Origin of the sequence: Pseudomonas sp. R4-39-08 (assembly GCF_003852275.1) — a bacterium.
In the GTDB taxonomy this organism is placed as follows: domain Bacteria; phylum Pseudomonadota; class Gammaproteobacteria; order Pseudomonadales; family Pseudomonadaceae; genus Aquipseudomonas.
This window is the reverse complement of record NZ_CP027733.1, coordinates 1,002,202-1,025,598: the sequence shown is the minus strand read 5'-3', so window position 1 is coordinate 1,025,598 and position 23,397 is coordinate 1,002,202. Positions and strand designations below refer to the sequence as shown.

23 protein-coding genes and 1 riboswitch are annotated in these 23,397 nt (G+C 61.3%); of the genes, 9 read left to right on the top strand and 14 right to left on the bottom strand.

The genetic code is table 11. The features are described from left to right. Window position 1: 1 nt before the first annotated feature. The 5 genes from C4J88_RS04505 to C4J88_RS04485 all read right to left on the bottom strand — a co-directional run bounded on the left by C4J88_RS04505 (window position 2) and on the right by C4J88_RS04485 (window position 9,147). Window positions 2–2,731: a LuxR C-terminal-related transcriptional regulator gene (locus tag C4J88_RS04505; protein WP_124406299.1), complete on the bottom strand. Its 2,730-nt coding sequence runs from the start codon at window positions 2,729–2,731 to the stop codon at window positions 2–4. A gap of 254 nt (window positions 2,732–2,985) precedes the next feature. Beyond that, window positions 2,986–4,350, bottom strand: a complete 1,365-nt coding sequence (locus C4J88_RS04500) for a DUF1329 domain-containing protein (protein ID WP_124361342.1) — start codon at window positions 4,348–4,350, stop codon at window positions 2,986–2,988. Between the two features lie 42 nt (window positions 4,351–4,392). Beyond that, on the bottom strand, window positions 4,393–6,252 hold the full coding sequence (locus C4J88_RS04495; RefSeq protein ID WP_124406298.1) for a DUF1302 domain-containing protein: 1,860 nt from the start codon (window positions 6,250–6,252) through the stop codon (window positions 4,393–4,395). A 333-nt stretch (window positions 6,253–6,585) separates the two neighbouring features. Further along, a complete protein-coding gene (locus C4J88_RS04490; RefSeq protein WP_124369675.1) occupies window positions 6,586–8,268 on the bottom strand; it encodes a fatty acid--CoA ligase in 1,683 nt (560 codons plus the stop codon). Window positions 8,269–8,514: 246 nt separating this feature from the next. After that, entirely contained in the window at window positions 8,515–9,147 is a 633-nt protein-coding gene (locus C4J88_RS04485) for a LysE family translocator (protein WP_124365860.1), read from the bottom strand. A gap of 84 nt (window positions 9,148–9,231) precedes the next feature. Between C4J88_RS04485 and C4J88_RS04480 the strand changes: the two genes are divergently transcribed. The 3 genes from C4J88_RS04480 to C4J88_RS04470 all read left to right on the top strand — a co-directional run bounded on the left by C4J88_RS04480 (window position 9,232) and on the right by C4J88_RS04470 (window position 12,071). Further along, window positions 9,232–10,197 carry a 2-hydroxyacid dehydrogenase gene (locus C4J88_RS04480; protein ID WP_124408590.1) on the top strand — a complete coding sequence of 322 codons (966 nt, stop codon included), beginning with the start codon at window positions 9,232–9,234 and terminating at the stop codon, window positions 10,195–10,197. A gap of 30 nt (window positions 10,198–10,227) precedes the next feature. Next, entirely contained in the window at window positions 10,228–11,226 is a 999-nt protein-coding gene (locus C4J88_RS04475) for a class I SAM-dependent methyltransferase (RefSeq protein WP_124406297.1), read from the top strand. A 51-nt stretch (window positions 11,227–11,277) separates the two neighbouring features. Beyond that, a riboswitch (yybP-ykoY riboswitch) is annotated at window positions 11,278–11,397 on the top strand. An 89-nt stretch (window positions 11,398–11,486) separates the two neighbouring features. Further along, window positions 11,487–12,071 (top strand): TMEM165/GDT1 family protein, encoded by a 585-nt coding sequence (locus C4J88_RS04470; RefSeq protein WP_124361337.1) that lies wholly within the window; start codon window positions 11,487–11,489, stop codon window positions 12,069–12,071. 241 nt (window positions 12,072–12,312) lie between these two features. Here the strand turns inward: C4J88_RS04470 and C4J88_RS04465 are convergent, their stop codons facing one another. The 4 genes from C4J88_RS04465 to C4J88_RS04450 form a co-directional block, all read right to left on the bottom strand. Further along, window positions 12,313–13,131, bottom strand: a complete 819-nt coding sequence (locus tag C4J88_RS04465; protein ID WP_124361336.1) for a M48 family metallopeptidase — start codon at window positions 13,129–13,131, stop codon at window positions 12,313–12,315. A 93-nt stretch (window positions 13,132–13,224) separates the two neighbouring features. Next, window positions 13,225–13,845 carry an SOS response-associated peptidase gene (locus C4J88_RS04460; RefSeq protein ID WP_124365858.1) on the bottom strand — a complete coding sequence of 207 codons (621 nt, stop codon included), beginning with the start codon at window positions 13,843–13,845 and terminating at the stop codon, window positions 13,225–13,227. Window positions 13,846–13,881: 36 nt separating this feature from the next. Continuing rightward, a complete protein-coding gene (locus tag C4J88_RS04455) occupies window positions 13,882–14,142 on the bottom strand; it encodes a putative signal transducing protein (RefSeq protein WP_124361334.1) in 261 nt (86 codons plus the stop codon). 15 nt (window positions 14,143–14,157) lie between these two features. Next, window positions 14,158–14,340, bottom strand: a complete 183-nt coding sequence (locus C4J88_RS04450; RefSeq protein ID WP_124406296.1) for a CPXCG motif-containing cysteine-rich protein — start codon at window positions 14,338–14,340, stop codon at window positions 14,158–14,160. 133 nt (window positions 14,341–14,473) lie between these two features. Here C4J88_RS04450 and C4J88_RS04445 point away from each other — a divergent pair, with 133 nt between their 5' ends. Continuing rightward, on the top strand, window positions 14,474–15,637 hold the full coding sequence (locus tag C4J88_RS04445) for a 1-acyl-sn-glycerol-3-phosphate acyltransferase (RefSeq protein WP_177412902.1): 1,164 nt from the start codon (window positions 14,474–14,476) through the stop codon (window positions 15,635–15,637). 121 nt (window positions 15,638–15,758) lie between these two features. On the opposite strand, the gene C4J88_RS04440 is transcribed toward C4J88_RS04445, so the two are convergent. Further along, window positions 15,759–16,016: a hypothetical protein gene (locus C4J88_RS04440; protein ID WP_124365855.1), complete on the bottom strand. Its 258-nt coding sequence runs from the start codon at window positions 16,014–16,016 to the stop codon at window positions 15,759–15,761. Between the two features lie 180 nt (window positions 16,017–16,196). On the opposite strand from C4J88_RS04440, the gene C4J88_RS04435 reads away from it, so the two are divergent. Further along, a complete protein-coding gene (locus C4J88_RS04435; RefSeq protein WP_124361330.1) occupies window positions 16,197–16,406 on the top strand; it encodes a hypothetical protein in 210 nt (69 codons plus the stop codon). A gap of 56 nt (window positions 16,407–16,462) precedes the next feature. Here C4J88_RS04435 and C4J88_RS04430 read toward each other — a convergent pair whose 3' ends face one another. Then, the gene (locus C4J88_RS04430; protein ID WP_124365854.1) at window positions 16,463–17,047 is read right to left on the bottom strand and encodes a YajG family lipoprotein; all 585 of its coding nucleotides are present in this window, start codon (window positions 17,045–17,047) and stop codon (window positions 16,463–16,465) included. 183 nt (window positions 17,048–17,230) lie between these two features. Between C4J88_RS04430 and C4J88_RS04425 the strand changes: the two genes are divergently transcribed. Next, window positions 17,231–17,464, top strand: coding sequence for a hypothetical protein (locus C4J88_RS04425; protein ID WP_124365853.1), 234 nt, complete (start codon window positions 17,231–17,233; stop codon window positions 17,462–17,464). A 700-nt stretch (window positions 17,465–18,164) separates the two neighbouring features. Further along, the gene (gene mqo / locus C4J88_RS04420) at window positions 18,165–19,700 is read left to right on the top strand and encodes a malate dehydrogenase (quinone) (protein WP_124406294.1); all 1,536 of its coding nucleotides are present in this window, start codon (window positions 18,165–18,167) and stop codon (window positions 19,698–19,700) included. Between the two features lie 103 nt (window positions 19,701–19,803). Here the strand turns inward: mqo and C4J88_RS04415 are convergent, their stop codons facing one another. From C4J88_RS04415 to C4J88_RS04405, 3 genes are all read right to left on the bottom strand, one after another. Then, window positions 19,804–20,091 (bottom strand): PA4642 family protein, encoded by a 288-nt coding sequence (locus C4J88_RS04415; RefSeq protein ID WP_124365851.1) that lies wholly within the window; start codon window positions 20,089–20,091, stop codon window positions 19,804–19,806. Window positions 20,092–20,199: 108 nt separating this feature from the next. Continuing rightward, window positions 20,200–20,667 (bottom strand): WbuC family cupin fold metalloprotein, encoded by a 468-nt coding sequence (locus C4J88_RS04410; protein ID WP_124406293.1) that lies wholly within the window; start codon window positions 20,665–20,667, stop codon window positions 20,200–20,202. Window positions 20,668–20,670: 3 nt separating this feature from the next. Then, on the bottom strand, window positions 20,671–21,228 hold the full coding sequence (locus tag C4J88_RS04405; protein ID WP_065885799.1) for a hypoxanthine-guanine phosphoribosyltransferase: 558 nt from the start codon (window positions 21,226–21,228) through the stop codon (window positions 20,671–20,673). 163 nt (window positions 21,229–21,391) lie between these two features. Between C4J88_RS04405 and upp the strand changes: the two genes are divergently transcribed. Both upp and C4J88_RS04395 read left to right on the top strand, forming a co-directional pair. Beyond that, window positions 21,392–22,030: a uracil phosphoribosyltransferase gene (upp, locus tag C4J88_RS04400; protein ID WP_017138223.1), complete on the top strand. Its 639-nt coding sequence runs from the start codon at window positions 21,392–21,394 to the stop codon at window positions 22,028–22,030. A gap of 2 nt (window positions 22,031–22,032) precedes the next feature. Further along, the gene (locus tag C4J88_RS04395; RefSeq protein WP_124361324.1) at window positions 22,033–23,307 is read left to right on the top strand and encodes a uracil-xanthine permease family protein; all 1,275 of its coding nucleotides are present in this window, start codon (window positions 22,033–22,035) and stop codon (window positions 23,305–23,307) included. Window positions 23,308–23,397 lie beyond the last annotated feature (90 nt).

The following is a 23,397-nucleotide window of genomic DNA, read 5'->3' as shown; positions in this document are numbered from 1 at the left end:
CTCAAGCCAGCAAGCCCATCGACTTGGCCCGCGCCACCGCCTGGGTGCGGCGCTCCACGCCCAGCTTGCTGTTGATATGGCTGGCGTGGGTTTTCACTGTGTGCAGGGAAATGAACAACTGGTTGCTGATTTCCTGGTTTGAACAGCCTTGGGCGATCAACTGCAGGACCGCCAGCTCCCGTGTACTCAGGGTTTCATGGTGAGGCGCGATCGCGACGACGGCGCTTGCCGGTAGCAGCCCCAGCAATGCCTGGTGCAACGGCTGATGGGGCGGCTTGCCCAACTGCTCGCGCAGCCAATCCGGATAGTCCTCGAGCAACCGCTGGAACGGTTGCAACGCGCCGCCCGCGCCGGCGTCGAGTGCGCGGGCCAATACCGGCCTGGCCTTGGCTTCCTGACCACACGCCAGCAGAACATGGGCCTGCTGGGTCAGCACCATCAGGGCAATCATCTGGCGGCCACTGCCGAGCGCCTGCTGCGCCAGGTCCTCAAGCCGTCGCAATGCCCTATCGGGCTGATGGCGAATGGCGTCCAGCGCGGCCTGTTGCAGCTCCACATGTTGTGGCAAGTGCGGATGAAACTCCGGTGCGGCGGCCGCCTGCTCGCCTGTGTAGGTCTGACCCAGCCGCGTCAGCCAGGCATCGGCCAGGTCGGTACGGTCCTGGGCCAGCCACAACTCGCATTTGATCAGGGTGATCATCGCCAGGTAGTAGATCGGCGGCACGTCCCAGATATGCATCAAGCGCTCAGCCTCGGCCAACTCGGCAAAGGCAGCGGAGAAATCGCCTCGCCGCCCTTCGAAGCTGGCGATCACGCAATGCCCGATCAGCACGCTGATATCCCGGCAGGCACGGGCTTCGGTCAGGCCGGCACGCAAACGCGCAAGCCCGGCTTCGGGCTGGTAACGCAGCAGAAGCAGGTAGCCTTCATACAACGACAACCTCGCGCGTACGGCGTACAGCCGCTGGGGTGCCAGCCCCTGCAGGCGCAGCAGGCCCTGGCGCACTTCGTCCAGAGCGCGCAGGATCTCGCCCCGCGCTTGCAGCACCCGGGCCCGGTCGTAATGAGCCAAGGCTTCAAACAGCGGGTTGCCGACGCGCTGCGCCAGTTCCAGGGATTCGCGGTTCAGGCCACGGGCACGCCACAGATCGGCATCGACGATGGCCAGGTTGGAGAGGGTCGACAGGCACATCAAACGCTGGCCGTAACGCTTGTGCGGCAGGCTCTCCAGCGCCTCGTTGCAATAGCGCTGGGTCAATTCGCGGTCCCCTCGCCCACGGGCGATGATCCCGCTCAGTGCCAGCCATTGGGCCAGCATGGATTTTTGCGCGGTGGCCGACGGCGCCGGCAGGAAGCGACTGAGGTAGCCGGACAGCTCCTGCGCCGCATCCAACTGGCACGCCAGCCCCAGCGCCCAGCTGTACAGCACGATCAAGCGCGGGGTGCTGATCAACAGGCTGTCGGGCAAGTCCATCTTCCAGCGCAGCAGCATGCCGACATTCTGCTCGGCCAGCAGCTGTTCTTCGGAGAGGTTCTGCACCAGGTTCGCCGCCACATCCAGGTGCCCGGCCCGCAGCGCCTGCTCCACCGCCTCATCGATCAGGCCCTGGGCGTTGAACCAGCGACAGGCGCGCAGGTGCAGACTGGCCAACGGTAACGTGGCGCTCTTTTCGCGGCGGGCGCGCAGCAGGTCGGAAAACAAATGGTGATAACGGTACCAGTGACCGTGTTCATCCAGCGGCACCAGAAACACCTGATGGGCCTGCAGGTAGCGCAGGATTTCCGGGCTGTCATGGGCCTCGCGGACCGCATCGCACAGCTCGCTGCAAAAGCGCTCCTGGGGTGCGGTGTCGTACAGGAATGCTTGCACCTCCGCAGGCAGGCAATCGATGACTTCTTCCAGCAAGTAATCGCGAATCAGCCCTTCGCCACCGTTCAGACCCTGCGGCAGGGCGCCGTCATTGCCGGCTTCGGAGGCCGCCAGCAGCCAGAAGCGCAGGCCGGCAACCCAGCCCTCGCTGCGGCGAATCAGATTTTCCAGGGCCTCGCCACGTAACGAACTGCTGTGCCGGTCCAACACGGCCAGGGATTCGTCATGGGTCAGGCGCAGGTCTTGCTCATGCAATTCCAACAGGTGTCGCGACAGGCGCAGGCGCGCCAGGTGCCAATCCGGGCGCTGGCGGCTGGTGACCAGCACCACCAGGCCATCGGGCAAATGATTGAGGAAAAATTGCAGGCAACGGTCCAGCACCGGCCCCTGGGCCAAGTGGTAGTCGTCCAGCACCAGCAACAGCGGCGCCTGGACGCACAGGTGCACCGTCAGCTCATCGAGCAGGCCATCGAGCCATTCTTCAAAGGCAAAGGGTTGGTGACGCTGACGCATTTTCAACAGGCCCAGGGACTGGGCGCCGAGTTGCGGAAAATACTGGCGCAAGCCTTCAAGCAGGCGCTCGAGGAAACGGCCAGGGTCGCTGTCCCGTGGGCTCAGGCCCAGCCACAGGTTCTGCCAGTGGGCGGGCAGGCTCTGGCAGAACTCTACCGCCAGGGAACTCTTGCCAAACCCCGCCGGCGCGCTGACCAGCAACAGGCGCCCTTCCAGGCCGGCGCCCAGGCGTTCGCACAGGCGCGGGCGCAGCACGTAGCCGTCAGGCAGCGGCGGCCTGTAGAAACGGCCTTCCAGGGTCGGAATCACCGCGCTGGCAGGCCCTTGGATTCGGGACAGATCAGTCATCGCCGGGCTCTTGTGGAAGGCTGTTGTCGGCATTGCAGATGTCCGCAGACTAGCGGTAAAAGCGGCGAGATTGTAGATCTTTGCAACAAACGCCTGAAAAAGAACTGCGACAAAAAATATCCCACCAACACCCCAAACAAAAATGTGGGAGGGGGCTTGCCCCCGATGGCGGTGTGTCAGCCAACGCTTAGTTGACTGAACCACCGCTATCGGGGGCAAGCCCCCTCCCACAGGGGTATCAGCATAGGTTCAGGTTAGCGCACGCCATCCTGGCGCAGGGCCGCTGGGGTGAAGTCGCTGGTGGTGGCGGTGAAGCCGAAGTCATAGGCCTGTTTCTCTTCGTTCTTCATGCCCAGCGCCAGGTAGCGGCCGGACTGCAGGTCGTAGAGGGTTTCCAGGGCGTACCACGGCACTTGCTTGTCGTAGTAGTTCTCGGCATGGGCTTCGGCGACGCGCCACAGTTGGCCACGGCCGTCGTAGTGATCGATCACCGCCGCTTGCCAGGTGTCTTCGTCGATGAAGAAGTCACGCTTGGCGTAGATGTGGCGCTGGCCTTCCTTCAAGGTGGCGACCACATGCCAGACACGGCGCAGCTCATAGCGCGCGAGGTCCTGGTTGATATGGCCGGCCTTGATGATGTCGGCGTACTTGAGCTTCGGATCATCGATCTTGTAGCTGTTGGAGGCGATGTAGATTTCCTTCTTGCCTTCCAGTTTCCAGTCGTAGCGGTCCGGCGCGCCGTTGTACATGTCGAGGTTGTCGGAGGTACGCAGGCCATCGGCGGCGGTCCCCGGCCCGTCATAGGACACTTGCGGTGCCCGGCGCACACGGCGCTGGCCGGCGTTGTAGACCCACGCCGAACGCGGCTCCTTCACCTGGTCGAGGGTTTCGTGCACCAGCAGTACACCACCGGCCAGGCGCGCCGGCGCGGTAACTTGCTGCTTGAAGTAGAACAGCACGTTGCCTGGGTTTTTCGGGTCGAAGTCCTTCATCTTGTCCCGGAACACGAACTGGTCGCGGAAGTACACCAGGCTGTAGGAACCGTTGGTTTGCGGTGTGGCCTGGGTGACCAGGCGGGTGACGCTGCCACCGCGATAACGGGTGATGTGGTTCCAGATGACTTCCACACCGCTTTTCGGAATCGGGAACGGCACGGCCGTCTCGAAGTTTTCCAGGCCGTTACCGCCAGACACCAGGTTGGTGGTGGTGGCGTTTTTCTTGATCGCAGCGAACACCTCCGCCGGCACCGTGGCGCCGCGATGGGTCGGATAGACCGGCATCTTGAACGAGTCCGGGTAACGCTTGAACATCGCGTACTGCCCCGGAGCCAGCTTGTCTTTGTATTGCTCGACGTTTTGCGCGGTGATGGTGAACTGCGGTTGTTCGCTGGCATAAGGGTTGGCCAGGAAGCCTTTGGCATCCACGGCGCCGGCGTTGGTCGCCATCGGCGTCCATTTCGGGATGGTGCCGGCCGCGTTACCGGCCATTTCGGCGCCCATCGGGGTCAGGCTGGTGCCGAGCTTGGCCGCTTCATCGGCCGAGACCGCCGCCATGACGTTGCTCGCCAGGATCGACAGCCCAAGCACACCCACGTGCAACAGACTTTTAGTTATTTTCATACTCTGGTCTTCCTGAATACATGCCACTTGAAAAGAGTGTGCTTAGAAGTTGGCGCCAAAGCTCAACGCGACAAAGTCACGGTCATCCACGGTGCTGAACCTGCCACCAAAGAAGTTGGTGTAGGCCAGGCTCGCGGTGTAGGTGTTCTGGTATTCGGCATCCAGGCCCAGACTGACCGCCTTGCGCCCTTCTTCGAAGTTGGCGCCAGGGCCCGGCGAGTAACCTTTGACGTCATGGGACCAGACCACGTTGGGCTTGAGGTTGACGCCAGCGAACACGTCCGGGTATTCCCAGATGGCACGGGCGCGATAACCCCAGGAGGTTGCGGTGGTGTAGCCGTCGTTGTTGCAGTTGGTGTTCAGGCCAGCCGCGTTGGGCAAGCCGGCGCCGTTGGCGGTGGAGTTGTTAAGCGCGTTGCAGAACCCACCTGGCAAGGTGCCGGGACCGAAGACCGGGTCGCGGCCGTAGCGGGCCTGGGATTTGCTTTCCAGGCCACCCACATGGGTCACGCCGATTTCACCGACGGTGGTCAGGCGGCTGGCGCCCATTACCTGGTCGAAGAAGTGCGTGAAAGTGGTCTGGAACTGGGTCACTTCCTTGCGGTTGTAACCGTGCAGGTCCTGGCCTGGCGAGCCCTTGAGCACCGACGCATTGCCAAAGCCCGGGATCGGCGTAACGCCGGCAAACAGGATATCGGTGGTGCTCAACTGCACCGGCGCATTCGGACGGTAGCTCAACTCACCGCTCCAGGCGGTGCCGGTAGGCAGGGTGGTGGAGAAGCTCAAACCGTAGAGGCGGATATCTTCCGGGTACTCGACGAAGTAGTTGGAGCTGCCCGCCACGATCAGCGGCCGCAGGGCGCCCAGCGGACCCAGTGGACGGGTGTAGGCCGACGACGGCGCGCCCTGTGCACTGAAGATCGGCGCACGGCTGTGGTAGTTCATGAAGTAGGCGCCGAATTCGGTATCCAGCGGCTCGAAGTTGTAGTGCATGGCCATGCCGAACTGGCCGCTGTCGCGGGCATCGCGGTCGGGGCCACGGCGCACGAGTACGCCTTCGCTGTTCACGTCCACACCCAGGGCGCCCAACGTCGGCAGTGCTGCGCCGGGGATGGTCGAGCGCTTGTTCAGTACCCGCAGGTTATTGCTGCAGCCATCGGAAATCACGTCTGGCTGGGAGAAGAAGGTGCCGCAGTTATCGGTGACGGTCTGGTCCCATTCCAGCTGATAGAACGCCTCGGCCGACAGGTTGTCGGTGAGCGTCTGGGACACGTAGAACATGTTGACCGGAATCAAGCCTTCCTTGATCTCGGCCCCTGGACGACGAAACGCCGACACGTCGATCGGGTTGATGGAGTTGATACCGCCGCCAATGAAGGTGCTTTCGCCCCAGCTCACCACCTGCTTGCCAAACCGCACGGAACCCGGCGCGTCGGCGATCGAGTAGTTGTGGTAGACGAACGCATCGAGGATCTGCCCGCCCGACGACTTGGCGCCTTCCTTGCGGTTGTTGTCGCTGATGTCCTTGAACAGACGGCTTTCGTCCTTGAGCTCAAAGTCGTACCAGTACTTGCCACGCACAAACACACCGGTGTCGCCGTACTTCAGTTCCAGGTCGTGGATGCCCTTGAAGATCTTCGAGAACGTTTCTCCGCGCTTGAAGTTCAGGTGCCCGTCATCGGAGGTCTGGGACAAGCCCTTGCCGCCGTTGTTGGCGCCGATCAGGTCGCGATTGGCCTTGGACGTGCTCCAACTGGCGCCTACCGACAGGGATGAGTCAAAACTCCCTTCGATTTCACCGATGTTGAAACTGACGCCGAATGCGGGCCCGGCGAGCGTAGAAGCGAGACTGACGGCCAGGGGCAGTCGTGCCCGGCGCCAGAACTGGTTTACTGAGGTCATCGACGCTACTCCATGTGCATTTTATTGTTATGGCAGTGAGCTCTTTCGGAAGATGCATGTAACGGCCGGGATACAACGATTCCAATGCCGAGCGACAACCGGGCGACCCTCGCCCGAAGCGCAACATCCACGAAAAACTCTGGAAGGGACTATAGCCAGCAGGGGGTAGTGCTTGATCCCTCTAAAGTGTGATTTGCATCACCAACCCGTCTGCCACAACCCTTTCGCCACGCCGACGAAGGTCGACGCGGCAAGGATGGCTGAAATTCGGCAAATCACAAGTAAAGGCTTGAGATAGAGCAGCGCGCGCCCGAACGGGCGCCGCGAGCGGTGTCAGAGGGTCGACAGGAACGTGCTGTTGTTGGCCTGCCATTGGATGATGTCGATACGGATACGTTTTTTGTCGAGCTTGCCGACGCTGGTCTTGGGAATTTCAGTAACAACGGCGATCTGGCTCGGAATCGCCCACTTGCTCAAGTGGCCCAATTCAACGAACGGCTTGAGGTGCTCCTTGAGCTCACGGGCGCCTATCACATGGCCATCACGCAGCACCAACAGGGCAAACGGGCGCTCGCCCCACTGCGGGTCGGCAATGCCCACCACCGCTACTTCGCGTACCGCCGGGTGACGGCTGACCAGGTCTTCCAGGGCCAGGGAGGAGATCCATTCGCCACCGGTCTTGATCACGTCCTTGATGCGGTCACGGATATCGATCACGCCGAACGCGTCCAGGGTGGCGACATCACCGGTGTGCATCCAGCCACCGGCCCACAGCTCGGCGCCCTTTTGCGGCTCGTTGTAATAGCCTTCGGTGAGCCAGGGCGCACGCAGTACCAGTTCGCCCTGGGATTCGCCGTCGGCAGGCAAAAAGTTGCCGTCAGTGTCCATGATCGCCGCTTCAACCAACGGGCCGGGCACGCCAGCCTTGATGCGGTAGGTGGTGCGTTCATCTTCGCTGCCGGCCATCAGCTCGGCATTGAGGTGGGCACAGGACACCAGCGGCCCGGTCTCGGACATCCCGTACGCGGCCGTCAATTGAATGCCACGGGCCTTGGCGGCTTCGTACAGCGAACGGTTGAGCGCGCTGCCGCCAATGACGATTTTCCAACCGCCGAAATCCACGCCCTGGGCGGCCTTGGCATTGAGCAGCATTTGCAGGATGGTCGGCACGCAGTGCGAAAAAGTGACCTTTTCCTGGCGCCACAGCGCCACCAGGTATTCGGGGTCGTAGCGGCCGGGGTAGACCTGCTTCAGGCCGAGCATGGTCGCCACATACGGCAGGCCCCAGGCGTGTACGTGGAACATCGGCGTGATCGGCATGTACACGTCGTTGGTGCCAAGCAAACGCACGCTGTCGACGCTGCCCATGATGGTCGCCACGCCGATGGTGTGCAGCACCAGTTGGCGGTGGGTGAAATACACGCCCTTGGGATTGCCGGTGGTGCCGGTGGTGTAGAAGGTGGTGGCGACGGAATTCTCGTCGAAATCCTCGAAGGTGTACTTCGGGCTCGCTGCGGCCAGCAGGGTTTCGTACTCGCCCACCAGGTTGGGCAGGTCGGCGGTCTTGCTGTCGTCGTCGGTAATCAGCAAGGTCTTGTCGACGCTGGTGAGTTGCCCGGCGATGGCCTGGTAAAGCCCCACGAACTCGCTGTTGACCAGCACAAAGCGGTCGTCGGCATGGTTCATGGTGTAGAGGATCTGTTCCGGCGACAGGCGCACGTTGATGGTGTGGATCACCGCGCCGATCATCGGGATGGCGAACATGCATTCCAGGTAACGATGGCTGTCCCAGTCCATCACCGCCACCGTGTCACCGGCCTTGACCCCGGCTTCGGTCAGCACATTGGCCAGGCGCGCGACACGCTCGATCAAGGTCGGGTAGGTGTAGCGCAGTTTGTCGCGGTAGATGATTTCCCGGGTCTTCTCGTAACGGGTCCCGGACATCAACAGGCGTTTGATCAACAGCGGGTACTGGTAAGCGCCTTCGGCGGGGGGAATGACACGGGTCTGCAACATACGAATCCCTTTTATGACTGCGCGGTCTTGGCGTGAAGACCTGCACTGTAGAGACGTTATGTTTCAACCAAATCAGCCAAAGGAATGATTTGTAAAGCCCAGCAAATGCTAGCTTTGCGCCATCATTCTGGATTCATGAAGATCAAATGTGGGAGGGGGCTTGCTCCCGATAGCGGTGTGTCAGCCAAGTATTCATTAGCTGATCCACCGCTATCGGGAGCAAGCCCCCTCCCACACAAATCAGGTTTACTTCATGCTGGTAAACGCCAGCTTCACACCAATCGCAATCAGCACAGCGCCCATGGTGCGATCGAACCAATGCCCCATCTTCGCAAACCCGGCGCGCACGCGCTGCTGGCTGAACAGCATGGCCACCAGGCAAAACCACAGCGCCGTCGCCACCGCCAGATACACGCCATAACCGGCCTGCACCGCCAACGGTGTGTGCGGGTTGATCACCACCGTGAACAGCGACAGGAAAAACAGCGTGGCCTTGGGATTCAAGCCGTTGGTCACGAAACCCGCCGTGAACGCGCCGCGTGGGGTGCGCTCGCCCGCCTCGCGATGCAGCTCGCCTTCGGCCACAGGCTTGGCCGGCTGCGCGCGCAGCGCCTTGAAGCCGATATACAGCAGGTACGCCGCTGCCGCCCATTTCAGCGCATTGAACAGCACGATGGACTGGGACACGATCAAGCCGATGCCCAGCAACGAGTAACCGACATGCAGAAAAATCGCCGAACCGACGCCCAGCGCGGTCCAGGTACCGGCGCGCCGGCCGTGGGTCACGCTTTCGCGCACCACTACGGCGAAGTCCGGCCCGGGGCTGGCCACCGCCAACAAGTGAATCAAGGCTACGGTTAAAAACTCGGCGACGTACATGCGCGCTCCATGAAGTAACGGATTATTTCATCTGATAGGCTCAGCAGATTACGCCTTCGAACCTCGTCGCAAAAGGTACAGTTGATCATGAACAATCGCCGCGCCGTCTTCCTCGATCACCCCTCCCTGGACCTCGGCGACCTCGACCTCAGCGGGCTGCGCGACTGCTTCGGCGAGCTGCAGCTGTTCGAGCAGACCACGCCGCAGAATGTGCTCGAACGCTTGCAGGGCGTTCACGTCGCCATCAGCAACAAAATCCCGCTCAACGCCGAGACCCTGGCGGCCTGCCCTGACCTCAAGCTGATCCTGGTGTCGGCCACCGGCACCAACAACGTCGACCTCGACGCCGCCCGTGCCCAAGGCATCATCGTGAGTAACTGCCAGGGCTACGGCACGCCGTCGGTGGCCCAGCACACACTCATGCTGCTGCTCAACCTCGCCACGCGCCTGAACGACTATCAACGGGATGTGGCCGCGGGCAAATGGCAGCAGGCCAGGCAGTTCTGCCTGCTGGACTACCCGATTGTCGAGCTGGAAGGCAAAACCCTCGGCCTGCTCGGGCATGGCGAGCTGGGCAGTGCCGTGGGGCGCCTGGCCGAAGCCTTCGGTATGCGCGTGGTGCTCGGCGCGATTCCCGGGCGCCCTGCCCGCGCCGACCGCGTACCGCTGGATGAACTGCTGGCGCAGGTCGATGCACTGACGTTGCACTGCCCGCTCAACGAGCACACCCGCGACCTTATCGGCGCGCGCGAACTGGCGCTGCTCAAGCCCGGCGCGTTTATCGTCAACACCGCACGCGGTGGCTTGATCAACGAACAGGCGCTGGCCGATGCGCTGCGCAGCGGGCACCTGGGCGGTGCGGCCACCGATGTGCTGAGTGTCGAGCCTCCGGTCCAGGGCAACCCGCTGCTGACCGCTGACATCCCTCGGCTGATCGTCACGCCCCATAACGCCTGGGGCAGCCGGGAAGCGCGGCAACGGATCGTCGGGCAATTGCGCGAAAACGCGCTGGGCTTTTTCAACGGTGCCCCGCTTCGCGTCGTCAGTTGATAAACTGCGCCCCTTTTCAAGGAGCAGACCATGGATCCGCGCAGTGAAGTACTGCTTCGCCAGGCCGAACTTTTTCAAGGCAACCTGCTGCTGGTCGGTTTGCCGGCCGACGATTTGCTCGGGCGCCTGCCCAATGCCCACGGTTGGTGCTGGCATGCCGGCGACCAGGCGGCGCTTGCGGCGCGTTTTCCCGAGCGCAGCCAGTTCGGCGTGACCGTGCCCGAGCGCGCATTCGATGCGGCGGTGATTTTCCTGCCCAAGTCCAAAGACCTCACCGACTACCTGCTCAACGCCGTGGCCGCGCGCCTGCCAGGCGCCGAGCTGTTTTTGGTGGGCGAGAAAAAAGCCGGTATCGAAAGCGCCGCCAAGCAGATGATCCCCTTCGGCAAACCGCGCAAACTGGATAACGCGCGGCATTGTCAGCTTTGGCAAGTCACCGTGGGCAACGCGCCGCAAGCGCGCGAACTCGATAGCCTGGCGCAGACCTTCGAAGTGCCGCTGGCCGACGGGCCGCTCAAGGTAGTGAGCCTGCCGGGCGTGTTCAGCCATGGTCGCCTGGACCGCGGCACCGAACTGTTGCTGGCGCATCTGGATAAGCTGCCCAGCGGGCATTTGCTCGACTTTGGTTGCGGCGCCGGCGTATTGGGGGCAGCGGTAAAACGTCGCTACCCGCATAACACCGTGACGCTGCTCGATGTGGACGCCTTCGCCGCCGCCAGCAGTCGCCTGACCCTGGCTGCCAATGGTCTGGACGCCGAAGTGTTGACCGGTGACGGCATCGACGCCGCGCCGATGGGCTTGAACGCGATTTTGAGCAACCCACCGTTCCATGTCGGGGTGCACACCGATTACTTCGCTACGGAAAATTTGCTGCGAAAAGCAGCAAAACATCTGGCAAAAGGCGGCGAACTGCGCCTGGTCGCCAACAGCTTCCTGAAGTACCAGCCGCTGATCGAAGAGCATTTGGGCATCTGCGCCGTCAAAGCCGAAGGCAATGGTTTTCGCATCTACCGGGCCAAACGCCCCTGACGGGCGTTTGAAAAAGAAGGCTTGCCGAATGGGTTTTGCCTAGGCAGAATCCGCTCCGTCCTAGGGGAGTAGTCTCCCACGAGCGCCACGCTCGTCCGGCATACGTCAACATACTTGGTCAGCAGACCATGGCGTATGCGACCCAGGAGTCCGCACAGACGGACCGGGGTTTGACAAGACCTATGACACGCACACCTTACCCGGGGCGGGAAGGCTGTACGTGTCATAGCCGTGTCGACCCGCCCCTGGAAACCTACCTGATGCTGGATTCACTGCTCGTTCCTACCGCAATCGTTGCCCTGGCCGAAATCGGCGACAAGACGCAACTGCTCGCGCTCATTCTCGCTGCTCGCTTTCGCAAGCCCTGGCCCATCATCGCCGGCATCGTCGCCGCGACCCTGGCCAACCATGCGGCTGCCGGTGCTGTGGGCGCCTGGTTCGGGAGTTTCTTCTCCGATGCGGTGCTGCACTGGATTCTCGCGGCCAGCTTCTGTGCCACGGCGCTGTGGACGCTGGTGCCGGACAAACTCGACGATGATGAAGCCAGCACCACGCGCAAGTTCGGGCCGTTCCTGACCACGCTGATTGCGTTCTTCATCGCGGAAATCGGCGACAAGACCCAGATCGCCACGGTGATGCTGGCCGCGCAATACCCGGAACTATGGCTGGTGATTATCGGCACTACGCTGGGGATGTTGATTGCCAACGTACCGGTGGTGCTGGCGGGGAATTTTGCGGCGGAGAAGCTGCCGTTGACGTTGATTCGTCGATTGGCGGCAACGGCGTTTTTCGTACTGGCAATCGTGGCGGTGTACAAGGCCATGCAAAGCAGTGGGTGGATCTAAATCTGCAAACCCAATCCAATGTGAGAGGGGGCAAGCCCTAATGCCAGTCAGTTAAGGCGACACCGAACCTGTGGCGAGGGAGCTTGCTCCCGCTGGACTGCGCAGCAGTCCTATTGTTTGCGGCCGCTTCGCGCCCCAGCGGGAGCAAGCTCCCTCGCCACAAGTTATTTCTCGCTCCTGCTACTTCTTAACTGACTGGCATTAGGGCAAGCCCCCTCCCACATTTTGATCCCATCAGGCCTTAGGACTTCTTGGCCTGTTGGTACAGCGGCATCACCTTCGGAATCGCCGCCTGCAACGAGGCGATTCGGCTGTCGGACGCCGGGTGCGTGCTCATGAACTCCGGCGGCGCGCCTTCCGAGGCCTTGGCCATCTTGTTCCATAGCGTAATGGCGGCGTTCGGGTTGTAGCCGGCACGGGCGGCCAGCTCCAGGCCGATCAGGTCGGCTTCATTCTCATTGCTGCGGCTGTTGGGCAAGGTCATGCCATAGTTGGCCACGGTATCGGCCAGCGCCAGGCTGTCCTGGCCCAGGCCGAACAATGCACCGGCGCCCTGCTTGGCCATCTCGATGCCGTAGGCCTTGGACATGGCTTCGCGGCCGTGTTCACGCAAGGCGTGGGCGATTTCATGGCCCATCACGGCGGCCAGTTCATCATCGGTGAGCTTGAGGTTGTCGATCAACGCGCTGTACACCAGGATCTTGCCGCCCGGCCCGCAGTTGGCGTTCATCTCATCGCTCTTGATCAGGTTCACTTCCCACTTCCATTGCGCCGCATCCGGGCGAAAGGTCGGTGCCTGGGCGATCAGGCGATTGGCAATGGCCTGTACGCGCTTGGCGTTGGCGCTGGTCTTGTCCAACACGCCTTTGCCGCTCGCCTCACCCAGGGTCTGCTGGTAGGACTGGGCGTACATCTGGTCGACTTCCTGGCTCGACAGCATGCTGAACATGTACTGCTTGCGCTCAACCCCAACCGCGCCGCCGCTGGTGGTATTGACCGACTGACACCCGGCCAGCAGCATCGCTGCCACCAACCCGCTTACCGCCAATGACTTCTTCATGAACACGCTCCCTGGAAACATGGCGCGTATCGTAGGCGGACATTTGTATCGGCGCCAGATACATCAGACATTTAACCGCTGAATGTCGACGGTTCAAGCCGGGGTCAGGCATTCCGGCCCATTGAGCTTGGGATCGTTGACCATATTGGCCAGGACCCGCTCGCGCAAAGCGGCGGGCTCACTGGCCAGAAGACCTTGCAGCACCGCCAGCGGTGTCGCGGGGTCCAGCCAGGCGGCCTGCCCTGCTTCATCCAGGATCAATGGCCGACGCTGAGCCTGCGCCGCCTGGGTGACCACCGCCGTACTCAACCACACCTGCTCCTGCACCGGATACGCTTCCCAGATCGCCGCGAAAAACAGCGTAGAGCCCTCCCCCGGCGTCAGCCAGTACGGGCGTTTGCGCTGGGTGCCGCGCCATTCGTAAAACCCGTTGGCCGGCAGCAGGCAACGCCGCTGGCGGAACGCTTCGCGAAACATCGGTTGCTCGGCCAGGGTTTCGGCGCGGGCATGGGCCGGCGTGCGGGACAGGTCAGTGAGCCAGGGCGGCGTCAGGCCCCAACGGGCGCGCGCCAGGGTGAGCTGGCCGTCGAGGGCGCGCTGGATCAGCACCGAATCATTGGGGGAAATATTCCACTGGGCCTGCTGGTCGGCCGGGAACCCCGGCAAGGCAGCAAAAGCGGGGGTCCAGCGAAACAGGGCATAACGTCCACACATGGGGCAACACGACTCTTGGGTAAACCGACCGACAGCCTAACAGACCAATACGTCGGGGAAGCTGTCGGGTTCGTCGCCGGGCAAGGGTTGCGCGGCGTTATAGGCGGTGATGAGTTCGCGGGCGTAGGCGGCCTGATCATTGTCGACCTCCAGCCCCAGCAAGCCGAAGATCGGCAGTTCGCCCGTGCCACCGAGCAAATGGCGCCCCACCAGGTGCGCCTCGATGCCTTCGCTGGCGAGCATCTGTTGCAGCAGCTCGCCTTCCATGAGGTTTTCCGGTTCGTAGATTCGCTGCATCGCATTACCTGTTGTTTATTCGTTCTCGCTGCGGGTCTCGAGCATCCACTCTTCCCCGTGGACCTGCAGGTTGAACGTGATCGGCCGGCAGCACACCTGGCAGTCCTCTATGTAAACCTGATCACCGCCGGACAAATCCACCGTCGTTTCGACCGTTTCACCACAATAAGGACAATCGTACAGCGCATTTTCCAGCATCGCGGTCTCCTGAGTGACTTGTGCGTATAATCGCCGGTCTATTTACAGGGTTATATTTCGGCTGAGCCCATTACTCAGGCCGCACCCTGGTATTTCTTCTACTTACCCTAGCCGTTTCTAACAAGAGAGCATGATGGGCGAATTCGATACCATCCGACCTTACAACGACAGCGAAGTCCCGGCGGTGCTGGACCGGCTGTTCCGTGACAAGGCCTTTCTGGACATCCTGACCCACTTCCGCTTCCCGCGCTTCGCTGGTGCGCTGGGCTGGCTGCTCAAGCCGATGATCGCGCGCAAACTGCGCCGTGAATTCGCCGGTGTCACCACCGTGGCGACGCTGCAGGATAAAGTCGAGTATTACGTCGACCATACCATCGACCGCGCGACTGACGGCGTCACCTATACCGGCGTCGAGCAATTGAAATCCGGTAGCGCCTACCTGTTTCTGGCCAACCACCGCGACATCGTGATGGACCCGGCCTTCGTCAACTACGCCGTCTACCATGCCGGCCTGCCGACGCCGCGCATCGCCATCGGCGACAACCTGCTGCAAAAGCCGTTTGTCAGCGACCTGATGCGCTTGAACAAGAGCTTCATCGTGCACCGCTCGATCACCGGGCGAAAGGAAAAGATGGCGGCCTACCAGTTGCTGTCGGCCTACATCAACCATTCGATCCGCAACGACTGCCAGTCGATCTGGATCGCCCAGGCCGAAGGTCGGGCCAAGGATGGGGATGATCGCACCGAATCGGCGATCCTCAAGATGTTCCACGTCAGCCGCAAGGACGAGCCGTTCGCCGAAGTCATCCAGTCGTTGAACCTGACGCCGGTGTCGATCAGCTACGAGTACGACCCGTGCGACGCCGCCAAGGCCCGCGAGCTGTATATCCGCGCCACCACCGGCACCTACTGCAAGGCGCCGGGCGAGGATGACGTCAGCATTGCGCTGGGCATCACCGGCTACAAAGGCCGGGTGCACGTGAACTTCGCGCCGCCGATTACCGAGCGCTTCGAAGACACCAAGGTGCTGGCTGCCGAAATGGACCGGCAGATTCTGGGCGGTTATCGGCTGTTCCCGGTGCACTACTTGGCGTATGCCCAATGGAACGATGCCGACCCACAACTGCAAGTGCCCAAGGCTGCGGACGTATTCCCGGCCGACGAGCTGGCCAAGGCGAAGACAGAGTGGGAGCGGCGCTTGCACGAATGCCCATCCGAGCACCGCCCGTACCTGGTGACGCAATATGCGATGCCGGTGCGTAATCAGTATCGGGTGAAGGCGGGGATCCCGTTGTAAACACCGGTCAAAAAATGTGGGAGGGGGCTTGCTCCCGATTACGGTGTGTCAGTGCAGGTATTTGCAACTGACCCACCGCTATCGGGAGCAAGCCCCCTCCCACATTTGTTTGGCGGCGTACTTACAAATGGGTACTGAGCCAGGACAGCACCAGCGCCAGCCCCAGGCCCGCGAACCCGACGCGGTAAGCCTGGCGATAGGCCCGTTCGGTGCGCGTATCCAGGAACAGCATCGGTTGGTCGATGGCCCGCTCTTCGCTGCGCAGGGCGAGGTCGGCCATCGCACGTTGCGCGCGCAGACGGGTCAGGAACAGCACTACGGCGCCCGAGCAGGCAATCAATAGGGCTACAGCATTGATGAGCAGCGCGGACAACGCCATCGCAAACCTCGGCGAAACAGTATTCGGGTATCGGTCCAGATACAAACCTGAACGATAGTGGCTTCCTGCGCCGTTACTGCTCCCTCCCCGTTGACGGCTAATGTATCCAGTAATTTACAGCGTCACCTGAACGTCACCTTAACAAGCCACTCTGATGCCCTTCGACGTGAGGTGCTTGTCATGCTGCATGCGCAAAACCAGGACCGGCTGTATCTGATTGCCCCAAGCGATGAACAGGAGGCATTGGTCGGCGGCCTTGCGTTCAACGTCCAGGACCGCCACTGGCTGGTGTATTGCGCCCTCGCCGGGCAGGTGCATGCCGACCTGCCGGAGCTGGATTTACTCACTGGCGTGAGCATGTTGGATTTTTATGTCGACACGGCCGCGTGAAAGCGCCAGGCGAAAAAAAACCGGGCTCAGCGATGAGCCCGGTTTTTTTGAACAGCTTATTGCGAACTGAGCAACTGGCCGATGCTTGGGTCCTTGAACAGTCGGGTCAAGGCGTCGCTGAGCACATCGCTGACCAGCTTGGTGTTGGTTTCCTGGTTCGGCGACATACCGAAGCGCTGGTTGAGGGATGCAGCGTAGCGGCCGCTGTAGCGACGCGTACCGGCGCTGACGTCGGACTTGAAGGTTGCGCCGATAGACGCTTCGGTCACATACAGGCCTTCCTTGGGCGACTGGTATTTCAGTTCGGCCAGAGTGACGGTCAGTTGCGGCGCACCCGGCGTGTTGGTCGGCGTAAAGCCCAACAAGCGCACAGCGGCTTCAGCCTGGGCCTGCAGCTTGGGCAGCACGTCCTGGCCGGTCACCGAAATCAGCGCGGTCTCCGGGTACAGGCCGCCACGCGAACCCAGCGTAGGTGACGGACGGCCATCTACCACACGCACCGACACCGGCTGACCGTGACCGACCGGGGCCAACTGCGCCGTGACTTTGGGTTGCGGGCTGAGTTGTTGCGGGCTGTTGGCGCAGCCAACCAAAGCCAAACTGGTCACAGTGATCAAACCGAACAACAGGCGTTGCAACATACTCATTTCTCCAGGACTAGGCGCACACAGGCCGCCAGTATAACGGTGCTCGCGCGTCACTCACCAGCAATCCTGAACCGCAGCTGAAGGCATGGGGCAAATTACAATTTCACATAAAAGCGTCATTGCAATGTCATGGCAGACTGAGAACCTTCAAGCATGTAACGCAACCGGTACATCGCCATGCGCCTTCTCAAGTCACTGTTCCTGTCACACGCCCGCCACCGCCACTTTGCCCTGCTCGACGCCCACGGCCATTGCCTGGCGTTCAAGCAATGCAGCCTGCCGCCCGTCGGTGAAGGCTGGGTGGAAGTTGCAGAGACACACCTTGGCTGGATGCACCGCCCGCTGCCGGCCAGTGCACGGGTCAGCCCTGAGTTTGTACGCGCATCTTCACGACAAGCGTTGGCCTCCTGACCAGCGCACTAATAAAAGTCATAAAACACGCCCATTTCCCCGGCGTTCTTCGCTACAATCTCCCCCCGATTATAAGGACGTCTCCTGATCGGGCCCCGCAGCATCGTTATTGCCTCGGCATTAACCTCCCAATTGCCCACAGAGAGCCGCCCACACAGATCGAGTGAAGCTGGCGTGCTTGCTGTTTCCTTTGCAAACCACCCGTCTTTATCGAATCTGCCAGAGCTGCCATTGCGCTCGGCCACTTGAGTTTGTTGCCCGTTTCACGGGCCAGGTGCCAGGCTGGGCAGCCCTTTTTTGAGGTTCACGTCTTCAAAAGAGCGTGAAAAAACGGGTTTTCACAACTTCACAAGAGTGTGGCGAGCAAATGAATAGTTTGGCGTTTGTACAAGCACCATCAGCGTCTGGAACAGCCCAACACAGGACCGAGTACTCCTCTACAACCGGAGCTTGAGCCTGTCCGCTACGGATTGGTTGCACGAAACGCACGCTTTGACCATAAGTCGAATTGCCACAGGCGCCCATGAATGCGTTCATAGGCAGATTAGCCGGGCAGGAAGCGTGCGCTGAAGTTGCAAAGAATTGCGAAACGGACATGGCGATCCTGGCCATGGGTAACCTGGGGCAACACGTGAACCGCCCCGTCACTCCTGGCAGCCATGCCGTCAATTTGGTGCTGCAGATTTTGGAGACGCGTTAAATGGCGCATAACGAAGCAGTCGACGTAGTTCTGGTAGGGGCCGGCATCATGAGTGCCACCCTGGCCGTGCTGCTCAAGGAGCTCGACCCCGGCCTCAAGCTGGAAGTCGTTGAGCTGATGGATTCGGGTGCCGCGGAGAGTTCCAACCCGTGGAACAACGCCGGTACCGGCCACGCCGGGCTGTGTGAGCTGAACTACACGCCGCAGGCCGCCGATGGCTCCATCGACATCAAGAAAGCCGTGCACATCAACACCCAGTTCGAGGTGTCGAAACAGTTCTGGGCGTACCTGACCAAAAAAGGCACCTTTGGCTCGTCCAAATCCTTCATCAGCCCGGTCCCGCACCTGAGTTTCGTGCAGGGCGAAAACGGCGTTGCCTTCCTCAAGAAGCGTTTTGAAACCCTCAGCCAGCACCATGCGTTTTCGGACATGCGCTACACCGAAGACCGCAGCGAGATGGCCGAGTGGATGCCGCTGATGATGCCGGGCCGCCCGCTGGACGAAAAAATCGCCGCGACCCGCGTGATGAACGGTACTGACGTCAACTTCGGCGCCCTGACCAACCAACTGCTCAGCCACCTGACCAGTTCGGCGGACGCCCAGGTCAAGTACTGCAAGCGCGTCACCGGCCTCAAGCGCAATGGTGCCGGCTGGACCGTCAGCATCAAGGACGTCAACAGCGGCAACAGCCGCGACGTGGATGCCAAGTTCGTCTTCCTCGGCGCCGGCGGTGCGGCGTTGCCGCTGCTGCAGGCGTCGGGCATCGAAGAAAGCAAAGGCTTCGGCGGTTTCCCGGTCAGCGGCCAGTGGCTGCGTTGCGACAACCCAGAAGTGGTCAGACAGCATCAGGCCAAGGTCTATAGCCAGGCCGCCGTGGGCTCGCCACCGATGTCCGTACCGCACCTGGATACCCGCGTGGTGGATGGCAAGAAGTCCCTGCTGTTCGGGCCATACGCCGGGTTCACCACCAAATTCCTCAAGCACGGCTCGTTCCTGGACCTGCCGATGTCGATTCGTGCCGGCAACATCGGTCCGATGCTCGCCGTGGCACGCGACAACATGGACCTGACCAAGTACCTGGTCAGCGAAGTGCGCCAGTCCATGGAGCAGCGCCTGGAATCCCTGCGCCGCTTCTACCCCGAGGCGAAAGCCGAAGACTGGCGCCTGGAAGTGGCCGGCCAGCGGGTACAGATCATCAAGAAAGACCCGAAGAAAGGCGGCGTGCTGCAATTCGGCACCGAGCTGGTGGCGGCCAAGGATGGTTCGCTGGCGGCGCTGCTGGGCGCCTCGCCGGGCGCTTCGGTGACGGTGTCGATCATGCTTGACCTGATCGAGCGCTGCTTCCCGGAGAAAGCCAAGGGCGAATGGGCGACCAAGCTGCACGAGATTTTCCCGGCGCGCGAGAAAGTGCTGGAGACGGATGCCGAGCTGTATCGCAAGATCAATACGCAAAACAACATCAGCCTGGAGCTGGTAGATGGAGGTGCGAGCTCGCTCGCGAAAAACGATAACGATAACGCAGCGCATCTGGTTTGACGCGGCGCTCTCAGGTTCTTCGCGAGCAAGCTCGCTCCTACCGTTAAAAGCGAAACGCCCCGGACTCTTATGAGGTCGGGGCGTTTTTTTATGGCTCGGATAATCAGCTGCGGGCTTTGTCGATCAGCTCGATGTACTCGGCGGCGTTGCGCTGGTCCTTGATCAGGTCGACAAAGGTCTGGCCATGCTCATCCTTGCCATCCAGGTCCAGACCGGCCTCCTTGAAGAAGCCCAGGAAGCGCTCGAAGTCGTCGATACGCAGGCCGCGATAGGCCTTGATCAGTTTGTGCAGGGACGGGGACGTCGCATCGACCGGCTCGAAGTTCAGGAACAATTTGATCTGGTCGTCGCCGATCTCGTCACCGATCACCTGTTTTTTATCTTTACGCATTACCGACTCCAGCCTGCAGACATTGATACGGGGGTTGAAGTCTACCTGTGGTGCACAGGCTTCGAAAGCGCTGAAGATCCGGTGTTTTGGCTACAGCAGCACTGCAGCTCAATCGAACTGGGCGAGCATCCAGCGTTGGTAGGCAGCCACACCGGCATCGCCCTCGCGGGGCGCCCAATCGGCCAATTCACCCTCGCCCACCGGTCGATAGGGCCCGGCCTTGCACTCGAACATCACCGTATCAGGCTCCAGCACCACCAGGCCATGGAACACGCCCGGCGGCAGGTCGACGCCCGCGCATTCGCCCCCTGCCTGCATCACGCGCTTGGTGATGACCTCACCGGTGTCGCTGAATATCAGCAGGCCCAGTCGCCCCTGGAGCACCAGCAAGGTTTCCGCCTTGTCCGCGCTCAGGTGCCGATGCGGCGGTACATAGGTACTCGGCTGCAGGGCCACGGCGAGCCGATGACACGGCTCTTCCATCTGGTGGAAATTGTGATGGTGCCGGCCACGGGGGCTGGCGCCCGCTTTCTCGGCCAACTCCGCAAATAACGTCTGATCAAGAAAGCGGGCCATCGATTACATTCCTTTAACTGCGTAGATGCCATTGGCGTTGCGCCAGTAGCCCTTGTAGTCCATGCCATAACCGAAGATATAGCGGTCGATGCACGGCAGCCCGACAAAATCGGCTTTGAGCTCAGGGCGCGCCTTGCGGTCGTGGTCTTTGTCGATCAGCACGGCGGTGTGTACTTTGCGCGCGCCGGCATGCTTGCAGAAGTCGATGATCGCGCCCAGGGTGTGCCCTTCGTCGAGGATGTCATCGATGATCAGCACGTCACGGTCGATAAACGAAACTTCCGGCTTGGCCTTCCAGAACAGATCGCCGCCACTGGTTTCGTTGCGATAGCGGGTAGCGTGCAGATAAGAGGCTTCCAGCGGGAATTGCAGGTGAGTGAGCAATTTTCCGGCGAAGATCAGGCCACCGTTCATCACGCAGAACACTACCGGGTTGGTGTCGGCCATTTCGCGGGTGATGTGCGCGCCGACCTTGGCGATCGCTGCTTCGACTTGCGCTTCGGTGTACAGGCAGTCAGCCTCGTGCATGATTTGACGGATATGCTCGAGATCAGCGGACATGGCGCTCTCCAAGGGGTGCTGTGGCAAGAAAAGCGGGCGAAGTTACGCTTCTACTGCGCTCCAATCAAGCCTTTATGGACTAACGTACTTGATGTCTATAGGACAACACCCTCGGATAGATTAATCTAGGCCGGTTTTTTTGCCCGCCGCCGGAGCCTTTCCCATGCCCACTCGCGAGATCCGCCACCCGCTGATCCGACACAAACTCGGCCTTATGCGCCGTGCCGACATCAGCACGAAGAATTTCCGTGAGCTTGCTCAGGAAGTTGGAGCGCTGCTCACTTACGAAGCTACCAAGGATTTACCCTTGGAAACCTACGAGATCCCCGGTTGGGCCGGTCCCGTACAGGTCGAGAAAATCGCCGGTAAGAAAATTACCGTGGTACCGATCCTGCGCGCCGGTATCGGCATGCTCGAAGGCGTGCTCAGCCTGATCCCGGGCGCCAAGGTCAGCGCCGTCGGCGTGGCCCGCAACGAAGAAACGTTGCAGGCCCACACGTACCTGGAAAAACTCGTCCCGGAAATCAACGAACGCCTGGCCATGATCATCGACCCGATGCTCGCCACCGGCAGTTCCATGGTCGCCACCATCGACCTGTTGAAAAAAGCCGGCTGCAAGGACATCCGCGCCATGGTGCTGGTCGCCGCGCCCGAAGGCATTGCCGCCGTCGAGAAAGCGCACCCTGACGTACAGATCTACACCGCCTCCATCGACGAGCGCCTGAATGAACACGGCTACATCATCCCAGGCCTGGGCGATGCCGGTGACAAGATCTTCGGCACCAAGCAGAAGGACGCGTGAGCATGCAGGATGAATTCAACGACCCGCTTTGGCGCCAGATCCTGTCTGGCGCACAAATGCTCTTCGTAGCATTTGGCGCGCTGGTGTTGATGCCGCTGATCACAGGCCTTGATCCAAACGTCGCACTGTTCACCGCAGGCTTAGGCACGTTGCTGTTCCAGGTGGTGACGGGGAGGCAGGTGCCGGTGTTCCTGGCCTCGAGCTTTGCATTCATCACCCCGATCATTCTCGCCAAGGGCCAATTCGGCCTGGCAGCGACCATGGGCGGAGTGATGGCGGCGGGTTTCGTCTATACCTTCCTGGGCCTTGCCGTGAAGGTCAAAGGCACCGGTTTCATCGACCGACTGCTGCCGCCGGTGGTGATCGGCCCGGTGATCATTTCCATCGGCCTGGCCATGGCGCCGATCGCCGCCAACATGGCGATGGGCAAGTCCGGCGACGGCGCCGAGCTGATCCACTACCAGACGGCCATGCTGATCTCGATGCCCGCGCTGCTGACCACCTTGATCGTGGCGGTGTTCGGCAAGGGCATCTTCCGCCTGGTGCCGATCATCTCCGGCGTGCTGGTGGGGTTTGCCATGTCGTTCTACTTTGGCGTGGTCGACACGGCGAAGATCGCCGCCGCACCGTGGTTCGCCCTGCCCCACTTCACCGCGCCGGAGTTCAACTGGCAGGCGATCCTGTTTATCGTGCCGGTGGCCCTGGCCCCTGCGATCGAACATATTGGTGGCGTGATAGCGGTCGGCAGCGTGACCGGTCGCGACTACCTGAAGAAGCCAGGCCTGCACCGCACATTGCTGGGTGACGGGATTGCCACCACGGCCGCCGGCCTGTTTGGCGGCCCGCCCAATACCACCTACGCCGAAGTGACGGGCGCGGTGATGCTGACCAAGAACTACAACCCGAAAATCATGACCTGGGCCGCGGTGTTCGCCATCAGCCTGGCGTTCATCGGCAAGTTCGGCGCGCTGTTGCAGAGCATTCCGGTACCGGTGATGGGCGGAATTCTGTGCCTGCTGTTCGGCTCGATTGCGGCGGTGGGGATGAATACCCTGATTCGCCACAGGATCGACCTGGGTGAAGCGCGCAATCTGGTGATTGTGTCGGTGACGCTGGTGTTCGGGATTGGCGGTGTACTGGTGGGTACCGGCACCGGCCCGGACGATTTCGGCCTCAAGGGCATTGCCTTGTGCGCGGTGGTAGCGATTGGCTTGAACCTGCTGTTGCCGGGCAATGATGGTTGGAAGCACAAGAAGCCTGACGAACCGCTGCTCTAACTAAATGTGGGAGGGGGCTTGCCCCCGATAGCGGAGTGTCAGTCACTGATGTATTGACTGAGACACTGCCATCGGGAGCAAGCCCCCTCC

Excerpts from the sequence above, each read along its gene's own strand:
- C4J88_RS04500 (WP_124361342.1), bottom strand. The coding sequence starts at position 4,350 with ATGAAAATAACTAAAAGTCTGTTGCACGTGGGTGTGCTTGGGCTGTCG.
- C4J88_RS04435 (WP_124361330.1), top strand. The coding sequence starts at position 16,197 with ATGCTGCATGCGCAAAACCAGGACCGGCTGTATCTGATTGCCCCAAGC.
- C4J88_RS04410 (WP_124406293.1), bottom strand. The coding sequence starts at position 20,667 with ATGGCCCGCTTTCTTGATCAGACGTTATTTGCGGAGTTGGCCGAGAAA.
- upp (WP_017138223.1), top strand. The coding sequence starts at position 21,392 with ATGCCCACTCGCGAGATCCGCCACCCGCTGATCCGACACAAACTCGGC.
- C4J88_RS04470 (WP_124361337.1), top strand. The coding sequence starts at position 11,487 with ATGCTGGATTCACTGCTCGTTCCTACCGCAATCGTTGCCCTGGCCGAA.
- C4J88_RS04445 (WP_177412902.1), top strand. The coding sequence starts at position 14,474 with ATGGGCGAATTCGATACCATCCGACCTTACAACGACAGCGAAGTCCCG.
- C4J88_RS04490 (WP_124369675.1), bottom strand. The coding sequence starts at position 8,268 with ATGTTGCAGACCCGTGTCATTCCCCCCGCCGAAGGCGCTTACCAGTAC.
- C4J88_RS04415 (WP_124365851.1), bottom strand. The coding sequence starts at position 20,091 with ATGCGTAAAGATAAAAAACAGGTGATCGGTGACGAGATCGGCGACGAC.
- C4J88_RS04485 (WP_124365860.1), bottom strand. The coding sequence starts at position 9,147 with ATGTACGTCGCCGAGTTTTTAACCGTAGCCTTGATTCACTTGTTGGCG.
- C4J88_RS04450 (WP_124406296.1), bottom strand. The coding sequence starts at position 14,340 with ATGCTGGAAAATGCGCTGTACGATTGTCCTTATTGTGGTGAAACGGTC.
- mqo (WP_124406294.1), top strand. The coding sequence starts at position 18,165 with ATGGCGCATAACGAAGCAGTCGACGTAGTTCTGGTAGGGGCCGGCATC.
- C4J88_RS04405 (WP_065885799.1), bottom strand. The coding sequence starts at position 21,228 with ATGTCCGCTGATCTCGAGCATATCCGTCAAATCATGCACGAGGCTGAC.
- C4J88_RS04430 (WP_124365854.1), bottom strand. The coding sequence starts at position 17,047 with ATGTTGCAACGCCTGTTGTTCGGTTTGATCACTGTGACCAGTTTGGCT.
- C4J88_RS04440 (WP_124365855.1), bottom strand. The coding sequence starts at position 16,016 with ATGGCGTTGTCCGCGCTGCTCATCAATGCTGTAGCCCTATTGATTGCC.
- C4J88_RS04465 (WP_124361336.1), bottom strand. The coding sequence starts at position 13,131 with ATGAAGAAGTCATTGGCGGTAAGCGGGTTGGTGGCAGCGATGCTGCTG.
- C4J88_RS04475 (WP_124406297.1), top strand. The coding sequence starts at position 10,228 with ATGGATCCGCGCAGTGAAGTACTGCTTCGCCAGGCCGAACTTTTTCAA.
- C4J88_RS04425 (WP_124365853.1), top strand. The coding sequence starts at position 17,231 with ATGCGCCTTCTCAAGTCACTGTTCCTGTCACACGCCCGCCACCGCCAC.
- C4J88_RS04395 (WP_124361324.1), top strand. The coding sequence starts at position 22,033 with ATGCAGGATGAATTCAACGACCCGCTTTGGCGCCAGATCCTGTCTGGC.
- C4J88_RS04505 (WP_124406299.1), bottom strand. The coding sequence starts at position 2,731 with ATGACTGATCTGTCCCGAATCCAAGGGCCTGCCAGCGCGGTGATTCCG.
- C4J88_RS04460 (WP_124365858.1), bottom strand. The coding sequence starts at position 13,845 with ATGTGTGGACGTTATGCCCTGTTTCGCTGGACCCCCGCTTTTGCTGCC.
- C4J88_RS04455 (WP_124361334.1), bottom strand. The coding sequence starts at position 14,142 with ATGCAGCGAATCTACGAACCGGAAAACCTCATGGAAGGCGAGCTGCTG.
- C4J88_RS04495 (WP_124406298.1), bottom strand. The coding sequence starts at position 6,252 with ATGACCTCAGTAAACCAGTTCTGGCGCCGGGCACGACTGCCCCTGGCC.